Origin of the sequence: Holdemania massiliensis AP2 (assembly GCF_000327285.1) — a bacterium.
Classification (GTDB): Bacteria; Bacillota_I; Bacilli_A; order Erysipelotrichales; family Erysipelotrichaceae; genus Holdemania; species Holdemania massiliensis.
Window position 1 is genome coordinate 256,253 of sequence record NZ_HE998567.1, and the last position, 18,742, is coordinate 274,994.

21 protein-coding genes are annotated in these 18,742 nt (G+C 48.3%); 17 read left to right on the forward strand and 4 right to left on the reverse strand.

Going from position 1 to position 18,742, the window contains the following annotated elements:
• Window positions 1-3 precede the first annotated feature (3 nt).
• Together BN162_RS01215 and ispH are read right to left on the reverse strand one after the other, a co-directional pair.
• Window positions 4-411 (reverse strand): helix-turn-helix transcriptional regulator, encoded by a 408-nt coding sequence (locus BN162_RS01215; RefSeq protein WP_020223228.1) that lies wholly within the window; start codon window positions 409-411, stop codon window positions 4-6.
• A 278-nt stretch (window positions 412-689) separates the two neighbouring features.
• Window positions 690-1,601, reverse strand: a complete 912-nt coding sequence (gene ispH / locus BN162_RS01220; protein WP_020223229.1) for a 4-hydroxy-3-methylbut-2-enyl diphosphate reductase — start codon at window positions 1,599-1,601, stop codon at window positions 690-692.
• A gap of 304 nt (window positions 1,602-1,905) precedes the next feature.
• Here ispH and BN162_RS01230 point away from each other — a divergent pair, with 304 nt between their 5' ends.
• The 4 genes from BN162_RS01230 (at window position 1,906) to BN162_RS01245 (ending at window position 6,390) form a co-directional block, all read left to right on the forward strand.
• Window positions 1,906-3,276 carry a DEAD/DEAH box helicase gene (locus tag BN162_RS01230; protein ID WP_020223231.1) on the forward strand — a complete coding sequence of 457 codons (1,371 nt, stop codon included), beginning with the start codon at window positions 1,906-1,908 and terminating at the stop codon, window positions 3,274-3,276.
• Window positions 3,269-4,156 carry a deoxyribonuclease IV gene (locus BN162_RS01235; RefSeq protein WP_020223232.1) on the forward strand — a complete coding sequence of 296 codons (888 nt, stop codon included), beginning with the start codon at window positions 3,269-3,271 and terminating at the stop codon, window positions 4,154-4,156. The genes BN162_RS01230 and BN162_RS01235 overlap by 8 nt, the downstream gene beginning before the upstream one ends.
• Window positions 4,157-4,385: 229 nt before the next feature.
• Window positions 4,386-5,525, forward strand: coding sequence for a transglutaminase domain-containing protein (locus tag BN162_RS01240; protein ID WP_020223233.1), 1,140 nt, complete (start codon window positions 4,386-4,388; stop codon window positions 5,523-5,525).
• 94 nt (window positions 5,526-5,619) lie between these two features.
• Entirely contained in the window at window positions 5,620-6,390 is a 771-nt protein-coding gene (locus tag BN162_RS01245) for a class I SAM-dependent methyltransferase (protein ID WP_020223234.1), read from the forward strand.
• 139 nt (window positions 6,391-6,529) lie between these two features.
• Here BN162_RS01245 and BN162_RS01250 read toward each other — a convergent pair whose 3' ends face one another.
• Window positions 6,530-7,408: a carbohydrate kinase family protein gene (locus tag BN162_RS01250; RefSeq protein WP_020223235.1), complete on the reverse strand. Its 879-nt coding sequence runs from the start codon at window positions 7,406-7,408 to the stop codon at window positions 6,530-6,532.
• Window positions 7,409-7,461: 53 nt separating this feature from the next.
• On the reverse strand, window positions 7,462-8,520 hold the full coding sequence (ispG, locus tag BN162_RS01255) for a flavodoxin-dependent (E)-4-hydroxy-3-methylbut-2-enyl-diphosphate synthase (protein ID WP_020223236.1): 1,059 nt from the start codon (window positions 8,518-8,520) through the stop codon (window positions 7,462-7,464).
• A gap of 192 nt (window positions 8,521-8,712) precedes the next feature.
• On the opposite strand from ispG, the gene BN162_RS01260 reads away from it, so the two are divergent.
• From BN162_RS01260 to BN162_RS01320, 13 genes are all read left to right on the forward strand, one after another.
• Window positions 8,713-10,338: a potassium/proton antiporter gene (locus BN162_RS01260; RefSeq protein WP_040451121.1), complete on the forward strand. Its 1,626-nt coding sequence runs from the start codon at window positions 8,713-8,715 to the stop codon at window positions 10,336-10,338.
• Between the two features lie 219 nt (window positions 10,339-10,557).
• Window positions 10,558-12,786: a peptidoglycan D,D-transpeptidase FtsI family protein gene (locus tag BN162_RS01265; RefSeq protein WP_020223238.1), complete on the forward strand. Its 2,229-nt coding sequence runs from the start codon at window positions 10,558-10,560 to the stop codon at window positions 12,784-12,786.
• 95 nt (window positions 12,787-12,881) lie between these two features.
• Window positions 12,882-13,031 (forward strand): 50S ribosomal protein L33, encoded by a 150-nt coding sequence (rpmG, locus tag BN162_RS01270; protein ID WP_020223239.1) that lies wholly within the window; start codon window positions 12,882-12,884, stop codon window positions 13,029-13,031.
• 164 nt (window positions 13,032-13,195) lie between these two features.
• Window positions 13,196-13,804: an MBL fold metallo-hydrolase gene (locus BN162_RS01275; RefSeq protein WP_020223240.1), complete on the forward strand. Its 609-nt coding sequence runs from the start codon at window positions 13,196-13,198 to the stop codon at window positions 13,802-13,804.
• A gap of 189 nt (window positions 13,805-13,993) precedes the next feature.
• Window positions 13,994-14,755 (forward strand): DUF2087 domain-containing protein, encoded by a 762-nt coding sequence (locus tag BN162_RS01280; protein WP_081587769.1) that lies wholly within the window; start codon window positions 13,994-13,996, stop codon window positions 14,753-14,755.
• Window positions 14,756-14,846: 91 nt separating this feature from the next.
• Complete coding sequence (locus BN162_RS19000; protein WP_020223242.1) at window positions 14,847-15,821, forward strand: ATPase, T2SS/T4P/T4SS family; 975 nt, start codon at window positions 14,847-14,849, stop codon at window positions 15,819-15,821.
• A 451-nt stretch (window positions 15,822-16,272) separates the two neighbouring features.
• On the forward strand, window positions 16,273-16,779 hold the full coding sequence (locus BN162_RS19005; protein ID WP_244264189.1) for a type II secretion system F family protein: 507 nt from the start codon (window positions 16,273-16,275) through the stop codon (window positions 16,777-16,779).
• Between the two features lie 21 nt (window positions 16,780-16,800).
• The gene (locus BN162_RS01295; protein WP_006060297.1) at window positions 16,801-17,094 is read left to right on the forward strand and encodes a competence type IV pilus major pilin ComGC; all 294 of its coding nucleotides are present in this window, start codon (window positions 16,801-16,803) and stop codon (window positions 17,092-17,094) included.
• Window positions 17,084-17,401 carry a prepilin-type N-terminal cleavage/methylation domain-containing protein gene (locus BN162_RS01300; RefSeq protein ID WP_020223244.1) on the forward strand — a complete coding sequence of 106 codons (318 nt, stop codon included), beginning with the start codon at window positions 17,084-17,086 and terminating at the stop codon, window positions 17,399-17,401. Before BN162_RS01295 ends, BN162_RS01300 begins: the two co-directional genes overlap by 11 nt.
• Window positions 17,391-17,642, forward strand: coding sequence for a hypothetical protein (locus BN162_RS01305; RefSeq protein WP_020223245.1), 252 nt, complete (start codon window positions 17,391-17,393; stop codon window positions 17,640-17,642). The genes BN162_RS01300 and BN162_RS01305 overlap by 11 nt, the downstream gene beginning before the upstream one ends.
• Window positions 17,570-18,010, forward strand: a complete 441-nt coding sequence (locus BN162_RS18505; protein WP_167539984.1) for a hypothetical protein — start codon at window positions 17,570-17,572, stop codon at window positions 18,008-18,010. The genes BN162_RS01305 and BN162_RS18505 overlap by 73 nt, the downstream gene beginning before the upstream one ends.
• Entirely contained in the window at window positions 17,997-18,341 is a 345-nt protein-coding gene (locus BN162_RS01315; protein WP_147612126.1) for a hypothetical protein, read from the forward strand. The genes BN162_RS18505 and BN162_RS01315 overlap by 14 nt, the downstream gene beginning before the upstream one ends.
• 4 nt (window positions 18,342-18,345) lie before the next feature.
• Window positions 18,346-18,714, forward strand: coding sequence for a hypothetical protein (locus BN162_RS01320; RefSeq protein ID WP_020223248.1), 369 nt, complete (start codon window positions 18,346-18,348; stop codon window positions 18,712-18,714).
• Window positions 18,715-18,742: the final 28 nt, after the last annotated feature.

Genomic DNA, 18,742 nt, shown 5'->3' on the forward strand with positions numbered 1-18,742 from the left:
CTCCTAAAATTTCTTGATGATCTGATAAAACAGAACGCCGGTACTCAGAATTCCAATCACAGCGCTGATGCCGATCAACAGGCGGTTATTGGAAATCAGACCGTTGAAGGTCACCAGAATGATCATGAGTGCGACATTGACAATGACGGCCGCGATCAGCCGGCGATTGCTGCTGACGACATCGGTGCTTTCTTCAAGGTGTTCAATCATCTTTTTATCTCCTTTCAACAGCTCGTCCAGCGATATTGCATAGAGATCGCTGAGTTTGATTACGCTGAGGATATCCGGATAGAATTTTCCCGTTTCCCAATTGGAGATCGTCTGCCGCGATACCTGAATCGCTTCTGCGACTTCTTCCTGAGTCAATCCGGCATGGGATCGCGCTTCCTTAAGTTTGGTATTCAGTTCCATGAGATGTTCTCCCTTCGGTTTAAGCATGCCATTTTGCGTTGAGGTTGTCTATCAAAAGTCTTTGACATCGGCTTAAATTTGGTCAAAAACAAGAGATTTTAGAAGAAAATTCATACCTTGATAATAAGAAAAAGCAAGATCATCAGAAAGACTTGATGAGCTTGCTTTTTGAGAAGGATTAATAAAACCCATGAAAGCGGGAAAACTGTCAAATACCTGAATGATATGTCTTATTGTCAAGTAAAAAAATCACCAGGTTTAAATTGCGAATTTGCTTTCTATAACAGCTTATCCAATTCAATTTGCGGCATTTCCGGCGTGTTGCCGCGGGCAACTTCGTTCAGATAGCCGATAACCTGCTGAGTTAGATAGGTCGGTGTTGATGCCCCGCTGGTCACGGCAATCCGGCCGCGGTTTTGGTAATTTTCAGGTTTTAGCTGCTGGACGGTTTCGATCAGCAGAACTTCCGGGATTCCGCTTTGGATCGCGATGTCTTTGAGCTTGTTGGAATTGTTGGATTGGGGATCACCGACGACAATCAACAGATCAATATCCTTCAATTTCTGGATCGCTTCCTGTCGAATCCGTGTGGCGTTGCAGATTTCTTTTTCAAATTGAGCATGCGGGTAGCGCAGCCGGATCTGTTCCATGAGACGGCCGATTTCCAGAATGCTCATTGTGGTTTGATTGGTGACCAGGATCTTTTCATTATCCAGGGATAAAGCAGCCAACGAGTCCAGATCATAGATGGGATGGACACGCGGACTGATCGCCAGCACCGCTTCAGCTTCGGGATGATGACGCTTGCCAATATACAGCACATCGGCTCCCTCACAGATTGCCTGCCGGACTAACCGCTGGGTTTCTTTGACATCCGTACAGGAAGCGTCAACACAGGTTAATCCTTTCTGCCAGGCTTTTTGAGCGACTTCCTCACTGATGCCGTGCGCAGTAAATATGACGATGCCTTCGTTGATTTCATCTAATAACTCTAACCGTGTTTTGCCGGCCTGTTCAATACAGCGAATATGATCGAGTTTCAGGGCGTCAACAACATACCGGTTATGTACGATCATACCGAGCATTGTAATCGGGACGCCGGGATTTTCGCGGGCTGTTTTGCGCGCTAGGGCAATGGCCTGGGTAACCCCTTTGCAGTAACCGCGGGGAATGACGGGGATGATTTCCATAAATGAAACACTCCTTTTTCTTCAATCATTATAGCCTGAACGTTAATTTGGGTGCAAGTGAAATAAAATCCAGGAAAATGGAATATATAAACGCTGATTCAGGTCAGTCTTTCGTCGTGAATAGAAAAAAGCATCTCAAAGCCGATAAAAAACTAAGAAAAAGGGGCAAAAGATTGAGGAAAATCAGCGTGACAATTGCACAAATGGCTTAAAATCTGTATAATTGATGGGCAAAGTGAGAAGTTTAACGATCGGAATAAAGTCGACAATAAACAAGTTTTCACCCCTTTAAAGGAGGAAGAGTATGACACAATTCAACGATTTTCATCTGCGGGAAAGTGCGCAGAAATTAATTGAGCTGGAAGGCTTCACTGAGCCGACAGCGATTCAGGCAGCGGTGATTCCCGCGGCGTTAAAAGGTCGGGATATCATTGGAATCTCAGAAACCGGCACCGGCAAAACCCACGCTTTTTTAATTCCGTTAATGGAAAAAATAAAACCGGAGCTGCCGCAGGTTCAGGCGGTGATCACCGCTCCAACCCGCGAGCTGGCGATGCAGATTTACAACCGCGCTAAGAAAATGATGCAGGCGGATTCCCGACTGAGAGTGCGGTTAATTACCGGCGGGCTGGATCGGGAAAAGATGGCGGATTCGATTAAAACGCAGCCGCATCTGGTTATCGGAACCCCTGGCCGGATCAAAGATTTATTTATAGATCAGGAAGTGCTGCGGGTAGACACTGCTTCCATTCTGATCGTCGATGAAGCGGATATGACGCTGGAATTTGGCTTTCTGGAGGACATCGATGCGATTGCCTCCCGCATGGGCAGTCATTTACAGATGATGGCGTTCAGCGCAACGATTCCTCAAGGCTTAAAGCCTTTCCTAAAAAAATACATGCAGGCACCACAGACGATTAAAATTGACCAGGAAACGAAAATGGACCCTAAGATTGAGCATATTCTTGTTCCCTGCAAGCACCGCAGTTACGCAGAAACGCTTCTGCAGATCTTGCCGGGATTCATGCCTTATGTCTGCCTGATCTTCGCCAATACCCGTGAAGAAGCGGCGGCTACGGCTAACGCTCTTCGCGATGCGAATGTCCCGGTGATTGAAATCCATGGCGGACTGCAGCCACGTCAGCGTCGGCAGGCGATGAAGCAGCTGGAACATGCAGATCACAGCTACATTGTGGCCACGGATATTGCGGCGCGAGGAATTGATATTGACGGGATTACGCATGTTGTTTCATTGGGCTTCCCGAATGAACTGGATTTCTATATTCACCGCGCTGGTCGAACAGGCCGGGCGGGCCGTGAAGGAACCTGCTTCGCACTCTATCAGGAACAGGATGAGCGGGCAATCCGGCTGTTGAAAGAACGCGGCGTGCATTTTGAAGTGCGCTCCTTTAAAAATGGACAGTGGCAGGCGCAGCGGCAGACAGATCGCCGCAAAATGTCGCCGAGTCAGCAGCGTGAAAAGGAAATCGCGCGCTCACTGAACAGGAAGAAGGAAAAGGTCAAACCGGGATACAAGAAGAAAAAAGCTGAGCTGGTCAAGCAGATTCAGCGTAAGGAACGCCGGGCGATGATCCAGAGCGAGATCCGCGCGCAGCGTAAAGAACGCTATAAAGCCCAGCAGAGGCAGAAGCGTGAGGAGGGCAATGATGAATAAGATCGGCTGTCATGTTTCGATGAAAGCACCGGAATATTTCGTCGGTGCCGTGAAAGAAGCGTTGTCCTATAACGCCAATGCCTTGATGATTTATACCGGGCCGCCGCAGAATACGCTGCGCAAACCGGTCGATCAGCTGCGGATTGAGGAAGCGCAGACTCTGTTAAAGGAACATGGAATTCCTTTAGAAAATGTGATTGTGCATGCCCCGTATATTATCAACTTAGGCAATGTCCAAAACCCGGATACGTTTGAGCTGGGAGTACGGTTTCTAAAGCAGGAGTTGGCACGCACTGCCGCGATGGGTGCGCGTTATTTAGTGCTGCACCCAGGCTCCAGCGTCAAAGCGAGCGCAGAAGATGGGCTTGCTAAGATCATAGAAGGATTGAATCAGGCTTTGGATCAGGATGAGCATAATGTATTCATTTGCTTGGAAACGATGGCCGGCAAGGGCAGTGAGCTAGGCTGGAATTTTGAACAGCTGCGGCAGCTGCGCGAAGGGGTTGTCAAGAAGGAACGGATTGCATTCTGTTTGGATACCTGTCATATTCATGACGCAGGATACCCAGTGGCCGAACTGGATACTGTACTGAAACAATGGGATGAAGTCATCGGACTGTCGCTGCTGAAGGTAATTCATCTCAATGATTCCAAAAATACCCGCGGTGCCCGTAAGGATCGCCACGCGAATCTGGGACAGGGTGAAATTGGTTTTGACGCATTGCATCAGGTGTTTGCGGATCCGCGATTGGACGGCGTTGTCAAAATTTTGGAAACTCCGTATGTCGATGATCATGCACCTTATGGTCTCGAAATTGAAATGCTGCGGGACGGTGTGTTTGATCCGCACAAGTTAGATTGTTTGAAAGCTGAAAAATAGTGCGGAAACGTCACGGTTTTCTCAGCAAGAAATTGCACAGAACTGATGATTTCATGGCAATAGAAAGCTTAACGATGGCGTGTTTTTCACAGAACACGCCTTTCTTGCGCAGGAAGAACTCAATCATATGCAGATTTGAAAAGGTCTTGTTTTTTTCGTAATTTAATGATACTGTATCATTGTGAATAGTACAGAATGTTTTGGTTACGAATGAGTGGAGGGAAAAACAATGCCAAAAAGAATCATCATGATGATCGGATTGATTTGTCTGTTGATCAGCGGATGCACAGTAAGAACCAATCCATCCGTTTCGCTGGAATCACTGCCGATTGGCTATTATGAAGGTACAGGATATATTGGCAATCATGATCAGCGACTGCTTCTAATGAACACCGGCTATGGCTGGTTGGGGAAGATTGGACGCTATGGAACGATTCAACAGTTGCAGGAACAGGAAGGAACATTAACGTTCGTATTTAGAGACGAAGAGTTTACTTTGGAGTTGCAAAAACAAGGCGACAGTTACCAAGGAGCGCTGCAGTCGCAAGACCAGCAGTTAACAGTGGACTTAACGTGGATTGAGCCGGATACCCAAGCTTTGTTGAATTTCAGCGTCCTTGCACCGCTGGAGGAAAAATCTGCGCTGTTAGCGAACTATCAGCAGTTTCCTGCCGATGGTCAGGTGCCGCCGTATCAATTTGAACTGGGAAAGGATTCGGAAGCGTCAGCATGGCTTGATCGGCATCAGCTGGATACGATTCTCGGGGATAAGACCGATACGGATCTGATGAAAGCGGCCTTATTTTGGGTTTGCGAACAATATGATCATGTTTCAAATTCACAGTACCGAGGTGAATCTCAATTTGACAATGTCGGTAATTTTGCGGACGATGGAAATGGCTTAAACTGCAACAATCTTTCCGTGCTCTTAAGCGGAATCCTGCGCAGCTACGGTGTTAAAGCCGTACCGATTTGGTGTCTGTCAGCGAGTGAGTGGGATAGTGATTGTCATGTCATCGTTCAGGCGTACAGTGAATCGTTGGATCAATGGGTTTTTCTGGATCCAACTTACAATTTAATGCTCAGCGATGATCAGGGAAACTATATTAATGTGGAGGCGCTGCGCTCGATTTTGATTGAAGGACAGCCGCTGAATGCCAATCCGGAAGCTAATTATAATGGAAAACCCTTTGATTTGGAGAATTATCGGAATTATATGACAAAGAATACGTTTCGATTTGAACGGCCGGCCTTTTGCGGACGATTTATTAGTGAAAAGGTAATGTTGGTACCGGAGGGGACAAATTATTCCAAAAACACGATGACGACGACGGATTGGGAAGCCTTCTGGGCGTTGCCGGAAAGATAAGAAGTAATGGATTCAGCAGGAAAAAAACGAACGAAAGGGTAAGGAGAATAAAAGCGTTTATGCTACAATAAAGGCATAAAGGGGGAATTGAGGAATGGAGCTGCGATTAAAATTCGATGAGGATGAGCTGAATTATGAACGCTATCGGCCGCAATATCCTGAGGTACTGATGAAAGAGGTGCTGCAAAGTTTTCATCTTGGCCCGCACAGCCAGGCTCTGGAAATCGGGATTGGAACGGGACAGGCAACCCAGCCGATTTTAGATACAGGCTGTTCGCTGACCGCTGTGGAACTTGGCAGAAAGCTGGCTGCGTTTGCGGAGAAAAAGTTTCAGAAGGCACCGAACTTTCAGGTGATTCAAGGTGATTTTATGGATTTAGAGCTCAGGGAAAACAGTTGGGATGCGCTGTATTCGGCTACGGCCTTCCATTGGCTGCCACAACCGCAGGCTTTGGAAAAAGTAAGGCGTTTGCTTAAACCCCAGGGATGTTTGGCTTTGTTTTGGAATCATCCCTATCCCAATCGCTTCGATGATTGTTCCAATCAGATTAATCGCCAGGTTTATCAACAATTTTGTCCGTCTGATCAGGAATTGAAGGAATTTGATGAGTCTGATTTAAAGCCTTGGACGGATCGTTTGATCAAAGCTGGTTTTGATTCCGTGCAGGCGCATCTCTACCATCGCGTCAGAACTCTGGATATTCAGGACTATATAGGCTTACTGAACACGTATTCCGATCACCGGGCATTGCCGGAAGCAACACGTCTGGCTTTTGAACAGGCGATGGCAAAGGGGCTGCAGTCAGTCGGCGGACAGATCCGAATCTACGACACACTGGATCTGTATCTTGCCAGAAAACTTTGACGGATTGATCTAAATAAAAAAAACAGGAAATTCATGCAGCAAGTCACCATGCCGATGAGATTCCTGTTTTTTTAATCTTTAACGTGGAAAGGGTTTGTTCTTAGTCTTATTAGAATTTGGAGAAGGATTGGATAAGACGTCAGATCAGCGGCCAGGGCAGCGTGCTTTTGTTCAATGGAACGGTGTTGGCGCCGATCCATTGAACGGTCTGCGCTCCGCACCAGCAGCCATTATCCAAGGCTTGAGGGAAAGACAGTCCCGCTGCGCGGCTGGCGATAAAGCCGGCGCAGAAGCTGTCCCCAGCTCCGGTTGTATCGATCACCTTTGCAGGATAGCCATCACAGCTCCACTTTTGGGTTTCCTGATAAACCGCCGCACCTGCCGCACCCATTTTTAAAACCACAGTCGGACAGCCATAGTGAAGCAGTTCTTCCGCCATCTCATCGGGCTGAGAGCGGGAGCACAACGGCCGGATTTCCTCGAATGACGGCATGAAAACATCAATGAGAGGAAGCAGGTGTGCAACGCCGGCCAGTCCTTTGTGGTGCCGATCACGGGTTGTATCGCTGTATATCGTTAAACCGTGCGCATGAGCCTGTTGAAAGATGGAAAGCAGACCGGAGGTTTCTAGTTCATGCAGGGTAAATAAGGAACCTAGGGATAAAATTTTGAAAACCGGCAAAGCCCTGAATGGAAAGTCAGCCAGGGTGAAATGGCGGTGAGCTTCCCCGGTCACGGTAAACTGCCGCTCCCCATTTTCATCCAGCTGAATGAACGAATGTGTCGTTATCTGATCCGGTCGTTGGGACAGCCAACGAATATCGACGCCCTGCGCTTTCAGCTGACTGCGGATCAGGTCTGCTTCTTCGTCCTGCCCTAGCAGCGCGCAGCAAGCTGCAGACAGGCCTAATTTCGTCAAAAGGATGGCTTGGTTGGCAGCATCGCCCCCGACCGTCGGTTTTCGATCCTGAGCATAAAGATCCAGTACGCAGCTGCCCAGGCATAAAACGTCGCTCATTTCATATCCCTCCTTAAAAAATGCCGCAATTCAGTTTCATTGCGGCATAACAGCTATTGGATCATGGCTAAAATTTCTTCCTTCAGGACTTCAACAATTTGATCCTGCGGAATTTTGCGGATGAGCTGTCCTTTCTTAAACAACAGGCCTTCCTCTTTCCCTCCGGCAATGCCGATATCAGCCCGGCTGGCTTCCTGCGGCCCATTGACAGCGCAACCCATAACCGCCACGGTGATATCAGCGTTAATCGTTGCCAAGAACCGTTCGACTTCCTCGGCGATAGGAATCATGTTGTACTGAATCCGGCCGCAGGTTGGGCAGCTGACTAAATTCGGGACTCGATCAATTAGATTGAAGCAGCGCAGTAACTGCTTGCAGATGCGCAGTTCCTCAACCGGATCTGCACTGACGGATACCCGAATTGTATCGCCGATTCCATCCATAAGCAAAGCACCCAAGGCTGCACTGGATTTGATCGCACTGGAAGTAAAGGTACCAGCTTCCGTAACCCCTAAGTGCAGCGGATAAGGGAAGACTTCAGCGGCCAGTCGATAGGCTTCAATCGTCAACATAACGTCGCTGGATTTAAAGGATAAGCAGATATCATGGAAGTCCAGCTCTTCCAGGATTTCGACATGTTTGCGGGCACTTTCAATCATTGCTTCAGCGCATGGCCGGCCATATTTTTCAAGCACTGCTTTTTCCAGAGAACCGCTGTTGATGCCGATGCGGATAGGGACATGATGCTGCTTGCAGGCTTCCACTACCGCCGCAACGTTTTCCCGCGCCCCGATGTTGCCGGGATTGATGCGGATCTTATCGACGCCCGATTCAATCGCGGTTAAAGCTAATTTATAATCAAAATGAATATCGGCCACCAGTGGAACATCAACCTGAGCTTTGATCTGTTTGATCGCCCGGGCATCCTCCTGGTCGTAGACTGCCATGCGTATGATCTGGCATCCCGCTTCACACAGCTGTTGGATTTGCCGAACTGTCGCTTCTACATTTTTCGTCTTTGTATTGGTCATTGACTGAATGATCACTTGATTTTGACCGCCGATCTGCAGATTTCCTACCTGAATAGGGCGGGTTTCCGTTCTTTTTTTCATGAAATTCACCTCGTTTCTATTATAGCATAAATTTGAAATCGGACACGAAGGAGAAAGAAAAGGAAAAGATGGGGAAGAGATGTCGGGTGTAGCGATCCCATGGGAAATTGAATATGGTATAATATTAAAAAGGCTTTGACGAATCAGGATATCTGCTTGCTTTCGGATCGATGCTAAAGAGGAGGGAAAGTTATCGACTTCAATCTTTTATTAATCTTGTGCGGCGGGGTGCTGATGATCTGCATCCTCTGCAATAAGCTTTCATTACGGCTGGGAGTGCCGAGTCTGCTCCTGTTTATTTTGTTGGGAATGGTTTTCGGCAGCGACGGATTATTCCGCATTCCCTTTGAAAATTATGCGTTTGCGGAGAAGCTGTGTACTGCAGCTTTGATTTATATTATGTTCTACGGCGGCTTTGGAACACGCTGGAAACAGGCGCGGCCAGTCGCTAAGGGAGCGCTGTTATTATCGTCGCTGGGTGTTTTTCTGACAGCGGCATTGACCGGTGTGTTCTGCCATTGGGGATTAGGAATGGAATGGCAGGAAAGTTTTTTGATCGGAGCGGTGATCAGCTCCACGGATGCGGCCTCGATGTTCTCAATTCTGCGAAGCAAGAAGCTGGCCTTAAAAGAGAATACCGACTCCCTTTTGGAATTGGAAAGTGGAAGCAATGATCCATTTTCTTATATGCTGACAGTGATGCTTTTAACGATGATGGCGGGACAGGGCAGCCCGGAAACTTTCGCCTGGATGCTTGTCAAGCAGCTGATGATCGGCGGTTTAAGCGGCTGGTTATGCGCAAAAGTTGGGATTGCTTGTCTGAATCGCTTTGATTTTGCGACCGAAGGGTTTGATTCCATCTTTGTCGTCGGTTTGGTTTTGCTGACCTATGCGCTGTGCAGTTATGGCGGAGGAAATGGATATCTTTGCGTCTATCTGGCTGGAATACTGATGGGCAATGCATCCCTTCGCAATAAACGGTCGCTTGTCCATTTCTTTGACGGCGTGACAGGGTTGATGCAGATCGTGATTTTCTTTCTGTTAGGTCTGTTGGCATTTCCATCGCAGCTGCCATCCGTGATCCTTCCCGCTTTATTGATCATGGCATTTCTGACGCTGGTTGCCCGCCCGGTTGCCGTGTGCTTGTTGTTGAAACCGTTTGCGGGTTCGTGGCGGCAGATGGTCTTAGTCAGTGCTGCGGGTCTGCGCGGGGCATCTTCGATTGTTTTTGCAATCATGGTGACAGTGAGTCCGGCGTATACACGTTATGATGTCTTCCATGTTGTATTTTGTCTGGTCTTGCTTTCAATCAGTCTGCAGGGGACGCTGCTGCCCTGGATTGCGCGCAAATTAGAGATGATTGATACCGGTGCTGATGTATTGAAAACCTTTAATGACTACAAAGATGACCCAGCGATTGAGATGATTCAGTTGGATATCCGTTCAGGCCATGCCTGGATTGGACAGTCGGTGCAGTCGCTGAAGCTGCCTGGGGATGTTCTGCTGGCCATGATCCGCCGGCAAAACGAGAATTTAGTCCCGCATGGACAGACGATCATTAAACAGGGTGATGTTGTCATTGCTATTGCCCCGGCAGTCACAGAACCGGCACAGCTGGAATTGACGGAGATGCTGATTGAGGAAGAACATTCCTGGCAGGGACGCAGGATCAAAGATCTAAAGCTGCCGCCTGCGCTTTTGATCATGATGATTCTGCGGGATGAAACGCTGATGGTTCCAGATGGCAATACGCAGATCGCTGCCGAGGATGTGCTGATCATTCATCAGCCTTCCAATACCAAAAAACGAATAAAATAGATCGTTGGAATCTGTCGGGACGCAGGCAAAAGCATCCTTGTTGGCTGAGAAAGTAAATTGAGAGCGTAGAAATGAGAGTCAGCAGCTTTCTGTGTTCTTTAAGGCAAGAAAAGTTAAGGCATAGAAGCAGGGCGTGAACAGGATTTCATCCTTGCCGTGCAAATTTTCATTTCACGCAGAAAAAAATAAGGTATAATAAGGCATACGAGGAGATCGTGCATGACAAATAAACCATTACTTGGACCAAGAAAAACCAAAGATGATAAAAAACTGCACTGGGAAGGCAGCAGCGAACACCTGCGGAAAGCGCTGGATTTAAGCAAGATTGTTACCCGGCGTTTTCAGTTGGTTGCCTTGGCGGTGTGCGTGGGCATGGCCGCTATCGTTGTGCGCCTGTATTCCATTCAAATGCTGAAAACAGAGGATTACGCGCAGAAGCTCGCCACCTATACCCGTCGTTATCAAACGGTCACGACGCCGCGGGGAGAAATGCTGGACCGCAACGGACAGGTGCTGGTTGGCAATAAACAACGCCTGAATATCACTTATTTCCCGCCGCAGGGGATTAAAGATGAAAAAGAATGGGAACTGGCCCGGCGCTTTTCAAATGATTTTGAAGTCGATGAAACGCAGCTGGGAACACGGGATTTAAAGGATTTGTATTTGAGTCTGCATAAAAAGGAAATTGATGCCGAGCGGATCACCGAAGAAGAAATGGCGGCGTATTACAAAGGGGATCTGAATGACAATGATATCTATTATCTGGAACTGGCCCGGATTACGGAGGAAGATTTAGCGACGCTGGACACGGATCTGCGTCGAGCCTATGTCGTCAAACAGGCCATGGATATGCCTTCCAGCGGACAGACCAAGATTATTAAAAGTGATGTTACTGTTGAAGAAGCGGCATTTTTGATTGAACACATGGAAGATTATCAGGGCTTCAACGTGGATTTTGACTGGGATCGGGAATATCCGTTCGGATCTATGCTGAAGTCAGTGCTGGGGACTGTAACGACTTCCAAACAGGGATTGCCGTCGGAAGATCTGGATTATTATCTGGCTCTGGATTATTCTCGGAATGAGAAGGTAGGCCGGTCTGGCTTGGAGAAACAATATGAAGGATTGCTCAGCGGCAAGCGTTCGGTATATGATCTGGCGTATGATGAAAACGGAACAGGTTATCTGAGCGAGGTCAATGAAGGCTCGAAGGGGTATGATCTGGAATTATCGATCGACGCACGCCTGCAGCAGAAACTGGATGAGATTTTGTCCCAGGTGCTGCTTGAATATCAGAATGATCCGCTGCGTCCGTACATGGATCGGATCATGTATGTTCTGCAGGATCCGAATACCGGAGATATCCTGGCCATGTCCTGTATGATCCGCAATGCCGATGGTACGATCAGCTCCAGTCCGACGAGTATTTATGCGGATGCTTATGCCCCGGGTTCCGTGGTGAAAGGGGCTACGGTCTATATGGGGCTGGATCAGGGGGTAATTCAGCCCGGCGAAAAGATTTTGGATAACTATATTAAAATTAAGGATACGCCGATTAAGAAATCCTGGAAAACGCTGGGATGGGTGGATGATGTCCAGGCCTTGGCTCAGTCCTCCAACGTATTTATGTTTAATGTCGCAATCCGTTTGGGCGGCGGCACTTATGTTGAAAACAATCCGCTGAAAATCAATGCTGACACGTATTTGTTAATGCGCAGCTATTACAGTCAGTTTGGCTTGGGCGTATTGACTGGAATTGATGTGCCGAACGAAGCCATTGGTTATATTCCAGGTAAGCTTACCAATGCCGGCAATACCCTGGACTTTGCGATTGGACAGCTGGATAACTATACGACGATTGAACTGGCGCAGTATGTTTCTACGATTGCCAACGGCGGGAAAAAGATTCAGCCACGCTTGGTTCGCCGGGCGTTTGATCCGGGAACTCAGAATGTAGTTTACGAAAATTATGTCAATGTGCAGTCAACCCTTGAAAATACAGGAGCTTTGGAACGGGTTCGCCAAGGGTTTAACGCCTGCGTTTACGGCGGGATTTGTTATGGTTTGACTGATTTGCCGGTAACGATATCGGCAAAGACCGGAACTGCTGAATCGTTTATCAATATTACCGGCGAAGATGGGGTAAAAACTACGGTTGACACAACCAACAACAGTCTGGTTGCTTATGCTCCGGCAGAAAATCCGCAGTATTCAATGGCCTGCATGATTCCGAATGCCTGGGTTACCGGCGGAGGTTCGCAAAGCAATCTCTGCCTGCGGATTACTAATGAATTGACCAAAGCGATTTATAACCCGGATGATGTGGCGGAAAATGACAGTCCATCTACAGATGAAGATACGAATCTCAACGTGCCGGATGAAAACCAGGCACTGCCGCCAACCCAGGATCCCAATGATCCGCAGGGAAACGGCAATCCGGTACAATAACCGTTAAAAACCCAAGAATTAACAGGTTTTTGAAAAAAGATAGTAATTTAAAAAAACTATGTTATACTTGTTTAGCATTATTAGGAGGAATATTCATGAGAGACGCAATTACTTTCAAATGTTCTGAATGCGGCGAAGAAAATTACATTGGGACAAGAAACAAGAGAAAACACCCTGAAAAGATGGAAATCAAGAAATACTGCCCACGCTGCAATAAGAAAACGACTCACAAGGAGAAAAAATAAAAGAAGCCGGTTTCTGGCTTTTTTTATTTCTCTTAATTTATGAAGGAAATAGCAGGTTTAATCAGATAATTCAGCTGCAAGTTACAGCTTTTTCTAATAAAGTGGGTGAATTTGAGCTCGGATTTGAAGATCAGAAGCAAGAAAGGTGAAAGAAGGAATATAGGATGAAAATAGAAACCATTCCCTCCGGTGCATTTGCGACCAACTGTTACATTCTGGAAGATCAGGGTACCGTGCTGGTCATGGATCCGACAGGCAAAGCCCAGCGAATCCTGGATCGTCTGCAGGGGCGTGTACCGTTGGCAATTATTTTGACGCACGGCCATTTTGACCATATTGGAGCCGTCGATGAACTGGTTCGGCAGTTTCATTGTCCGGTATATGTGCATCCTGAGGATCAAATTCTGCTGGAAGATGAAACACTTAACAGTATGGCGCAAATGACGGCTCATGTCCGCAGTCAGACCAGACCTTTGATTGAGGGCACAATGAAATTAGGAACAATCGAATTCCAGGTGATTGAAGCGCCGGGACATACGCCGGGCAGTGTGCTGATCGTGATCGGTCAGGATTGCTTTTGTGGTGATGTCATTTTTGAAGGCAGCATTGGACGGACAGACTTGCCGTTGGGCAATGATTCTCAGATGCGGCAGACGCTGAAAATGATTCGTACCCTGAATCCGCAGCTGAGGCTTTATCCGGGGCATGGCGCAGCTACGGTGTTGGAAAAAGAACTGATGAATAATCCGTTTCTGCGGACACATCGATCATGATTACACAGAAAGCATCGCTTTGAGGGTGATGCTTTTTGTTTTGCGAAGGGGATATGGCAAACCAAATTAGTCGATTTCTTTGAAGAAAGTTAGGGCGTTTTTACTTTTGCTGTAGATATATTAAATATTATCTATATAAAAAGTAGATGTTGTTGTATAATGTTTGCATAAAATATAGAAGGAAGTGAAATGATGGAAAAACAAGAACTTTGGGATGCTTCTGCAGAAGAGATGCGCCGTGGTTATCGAATTGTGGAAGACGAGGCAGAATGCTTATTCTGCGGACAGCGGTATTATACGCAGGAAATTTACGCACAGGATGAACGTTGGGTCTTAGGCGAACGAAAGATGAAATCGCATGTAAAAAATGTGCACGGTTCGCCATTGGCTATGTTATTGAAGTTAGGGCCCGAGGCGTTAGGCATCAGTGCGATGCAGCTGGAAATGCTGCAGGCTTTTGCCTGCGGACAAAGTGATCAGCAGATTGCCAAAGAGAAGGGTGTTACCTTGTCAACAATCCGCAATTATCGGTTTAAGCTGCGGGAAAAACAAAAACAGGCGCAGCTGTTTGTCATGATGATGACCCTGCTGAATGAGAACAGCGGCCATTCGATCCAGCAGCTCAGTGATACAGCGCTGATCGACGCCCATGCGGCTGCCGTGATGCGGGATGAACGTTATGAATTGACGGAAAAGGAGAAAGAAACAATTTTAAAAACGTATTTTGACCCGCAGGGGGCATTAAAGGAAATGCCGGCGAAGGCAAAGCGCAAGCTTGCGGTTTTGGCGCAAATTGCGGAGAATTTCAAACCGGAAGTCCGCTATACTGAAAAACAGATCAATACGCTGCTCCAGCGGATCTGGCCGGATCATGTCTATTTACGCCGGGCTTTGATCGAATATGGATTTTTGGAACGGACGGCCGATGGCAGCGCTTATTGGCGGAAATGAGTAAGAAGCTGATGAAAATTCAGCTTTTTTTATTTTTTGTGGGGCTTTTTTGAAAAATGCGCAATATTGAAGATGTAGGGGGTGAGAGAATATGGAAGAACGATTACTTGCTTTGCTGCGGATGGCAATAAACCAGCACGCCACCGATCTGCATTTTTCCATCCGCAATGAAACAGTAACGCTGCAAATGCGCTGCGGTATTCAGATCAAGGATATCGAAAACGAGCCGCAGGACTTAAAACTGTTCCGCTATCTTCAATACCGGGCTAATCTGGAGCTGAGTGACCGCAGCCGGCCGCAGACTGGACGGTTTGAAATGGAGGTTGACGGCAAGATGCTGGCACTGCGGTTTGCGGTCATGCACAGTCTGATGCTGACCAGCGGGGTACTGCGGATTCTTAACGGTACACTGGATTGGACATTGGCTGAGTGCTGTTCCGACAAAAAGCAGACCGATCTGCTTAAAAAGGGACTGAAACGCCGCAGCGGCTTATTCCTCGTCAGCGGCCCTACCGGCAGCGGCAAGACGACCACGCTGTATGCCATGCTCAACGAATTAAGTCCAGCCAAGATCTTCACGCTGGAAGATCCGATTGAAATCTATTCGGAACGCTTCGTGCAGATTCAGATCAATGAACGTCAGCATCTGGGCTATGATGAGGGGATCAGCCAACTGCTGCGGCACGATCCCGACGTCATCATGATCGGTGAAATTCGGGAGCCGGTGGCCGCGGCGATGGCACTGCGCTGCGCACTGACCGGACATCTGGTTTTGACCAGCATTCATGCTTCCTCAGCCCATTCAGCGATCACACGGATGATCGAACTGGGAGTCAGTGAAACTCAGCTGATGGAAATGCTTGTCGGAGTCAGCTGTCAGCGGTTGGTGTCCTTAAAAAATCAAAAGGGAAGGATGTGTATCTATGAAGTGCTTCTGCCCGAGCAGCTGGCACAGCTTCGTCAAGGTCAGATGCCGGATCATTTTATCCCGCTGCAGCAGCGTCTGGACGATCTGCTGCTCAAGAATCGCATCACTCACAAACAATGGGACGCTGTCGGTCTCTGAATGTCAGCAGCTGGCGATTCTTTTAGGCAGTGCAATGAGCTGGCAGACAAGCCTGACCTTTATCGAAACACCGAAGAATCATCCGGTGATCGCCGCGCTTCGCCAGCGGATGCTGGAAGGCGAAGGCTTTGTGGCTTTGTTGGCTCCAGCGCTGCCGCCAGGAATTGCAGCCGATTTTGAAACGATGGCGCAGGTCATGCCGCCCCATCGGGCTCTGACTTTATCCCTGCGGCTGCATCAGCTGTATATAGAAAACCGCTCTCAGCTTCGCCGGCTGCTGGGATATCCGCTGGTGTTGGCGGCAGGCAGTCTGGTCGGGCTTGCCCTATTCAATCATCTTTGCTTTCCGGTATTGATCAGCTTGATTCAATCCTTTGAGCGGGATGCCGGCGGTATGCTTTTTCTGCATCATGGACTTTACGGCCTGTTTATTCTGCTGATGCTGCTGCTGATGCTGGGGGTGCTGATTGGTTTCTGGCTGCGCCGGCCGACAGCCCGACTGAGCGCGTATGTACTGTTAATTAAGCTGCGCCGCGGCCGGTTTTTAAGAAGGTGGCTGGGCTTGGATTTTTCCCGTTATTTTTCCTGCTGCCTCAGCGAAGGCTGTCCGACCCAGACCACACTGACCGTGCTGCAGAAACTGCCGAAAAAGCCTTTCCTAAAACTAATGAGCTGGCATGTCGAGCAGGCGCTTTTGGCAGGAGAAAGTCTGGAAACAGCCTTGGGTACGGAATATCTGGATCCCTCTTTAATGCAGTTAATGCGCACGACTTCCCGCAGCGGACAGGTGCAGCCGCTTCTGGAAGGCTATGTTGAAGTTCGCCAGGGTCAGCTGCTGAGCCAGCTGCGCTTCATGGCCCGAGGACTGCAGCTGTTTGCATACATAACGATTGCCGGGATGATTTTGATCGTTTATCAGATCCTGCTTCTGCCGCTTTCCATCATGAGTCAGATGTAGCACTGGGAAAGGAGAATTAAGATGAAACGAGGATTTACATTGTTGGAGATGATTATTGTTGTCAGTGTATTGGCGATCTTGTTTTTATTGTCTGTCCCGAATATTCAGCGGGTGATGAAAATTGTGGATGAAAAGGGCTGTGCTGCGCAGCTGAAAGTGATCGATTCGGCAATCCTGCAGTACAAGCTGGATACTGGTCAGCTGCCGCTGAGAATAAACGATCTGGTTTCAGCCGGTCTGTTAACAAAGCAGCAGACGGAATGCTCCGGCGGCGAACAGCTGGAGATTCGCGAGGGTCAGGCCTATGTCCGCTAAAGCTGGGATGACGTTCGTCGAAATGTTGTTGGCACTGGCGGTTCTGTCGGTTTGCGAGCTGTTAACTATACCGTTGATCAGAGAGCCGGACTTAAGTCCGGGCCAGTTTATCGCTGAGGTTTTGCCGTACCAAGCCCAGGCGATCCGTGAAAACCGGGAACTGAATGCCCAAATTAGTGCGGACCCCCTTGTGCCGGTTCGCATACACTACAATGCGAAGGGGCGGATTGATCAGGCTCGAACGCTGTGTTTCAGCCGGCGTTGTCTTGTGATGGAGCTGGCGGGAGGGCGAATCGTTGGAAAATAAACATGGTTTTCTTTTAAGCGATGCGCTGATCGCCATTGCGTTGTGTACAGCCTGCCTGCTTTTAGTTGGCGGCTTGCTGAGCAGCCGGTATCATCTGGATGAAATTGTCAGGCGGCAGCGTCAGGAAAGCAATCAACGTTTAGCTGAGGCACTGCAGGCAAAGGGGGAATGTCCAAGATGCACGCCGCTTCCAGTCGAAACGCTCGATCCGCTAGTTCCATCCGAGCCGGAAGCATCCTGATCGATCTGCTTCTCAGTCTGTGGATCATTGCGTTGTTTTTGCCGTTGATTCCTGTGATCGTTAATTTGTTGAGCAGGCAGGATTGGTTGATGCGTTCAGCCCAGGATCAGATTCAGCTGCAGCAGCTGCGCCGGCTGTTGTTAGGCAGCGAACAAATCGAAGTCAGCCATGATCAGCTCGCATTCTATGCCGAAGGTCAGAACCGACGGTTAGTCCAGAGCGGAAACTGGCTGCTGGTGCAGCCGGGAACCTGGATTTTTTTCGATCAGGTCATCTCGGTTCAGTTTGAACAGCGGCAGGATCAGATCTGGATGCGGTTAGTAAGCGAAACGGGTGAGTGGGAGGCGATCATCGGTGATGCTCAATAAACGGGGATTTGTCAGTCTGTTCTTCTTATCCTGGTTTCTGATCATCAGTGCCTGGGTGTCGCTGGGCTATCTTCAGCTCCGGGCGGAAATGGATGTCGCGCAGCAGCTGCAACTGAGCGAGCAGCAGGATCTACGCTTGATTCCGATCTTCCGCTGGGTTCGCTGTCAGCTGCAGCAACAATACCGCTGCGATGGCTGGCGGCCGGAAATTCAAGCGGATGTAGCGTGGTCACAGGGTGCAGTTGAAATCCGAACAGAATTTGAAAAAATTGTGCTCAGATTGGATGAAACTGACAGGAAAGTGACAAACTATGAGATAGAGATGAGGTGAAATGATGAAACAATTCATTGACAGTCTGATCGCATCGGTGTTTTTTCTGATTCTGATGCTGCTGGGGGAAACGCTGCAGTTTCTGCCTTCAGGAAGTTCCGCTTTTCTGACCTGTGTGTACGGTGCTGAGCTGTTCTTTGTTTCCTGGGTTTTGATGTATCGATCTAAAAATACAGTGGAACTGCTTGATTTCTTTGTCAGTGCTGTGATCCTGGGAGTACAATTTCTGATTCTGGGAGGACGCCTGGATTTTGATCAATGGTGTTATCTGAGCTTTGCAACGATCGCTTCTACGATCAGTTTTGGATGCAACCGCCGCTTCGGCAATCGCATCCATCTGGAAAATCGTCGCCCGCAGCCGGGAAATCATTGACAAAATCGGCTATTCCTATAAAATATAC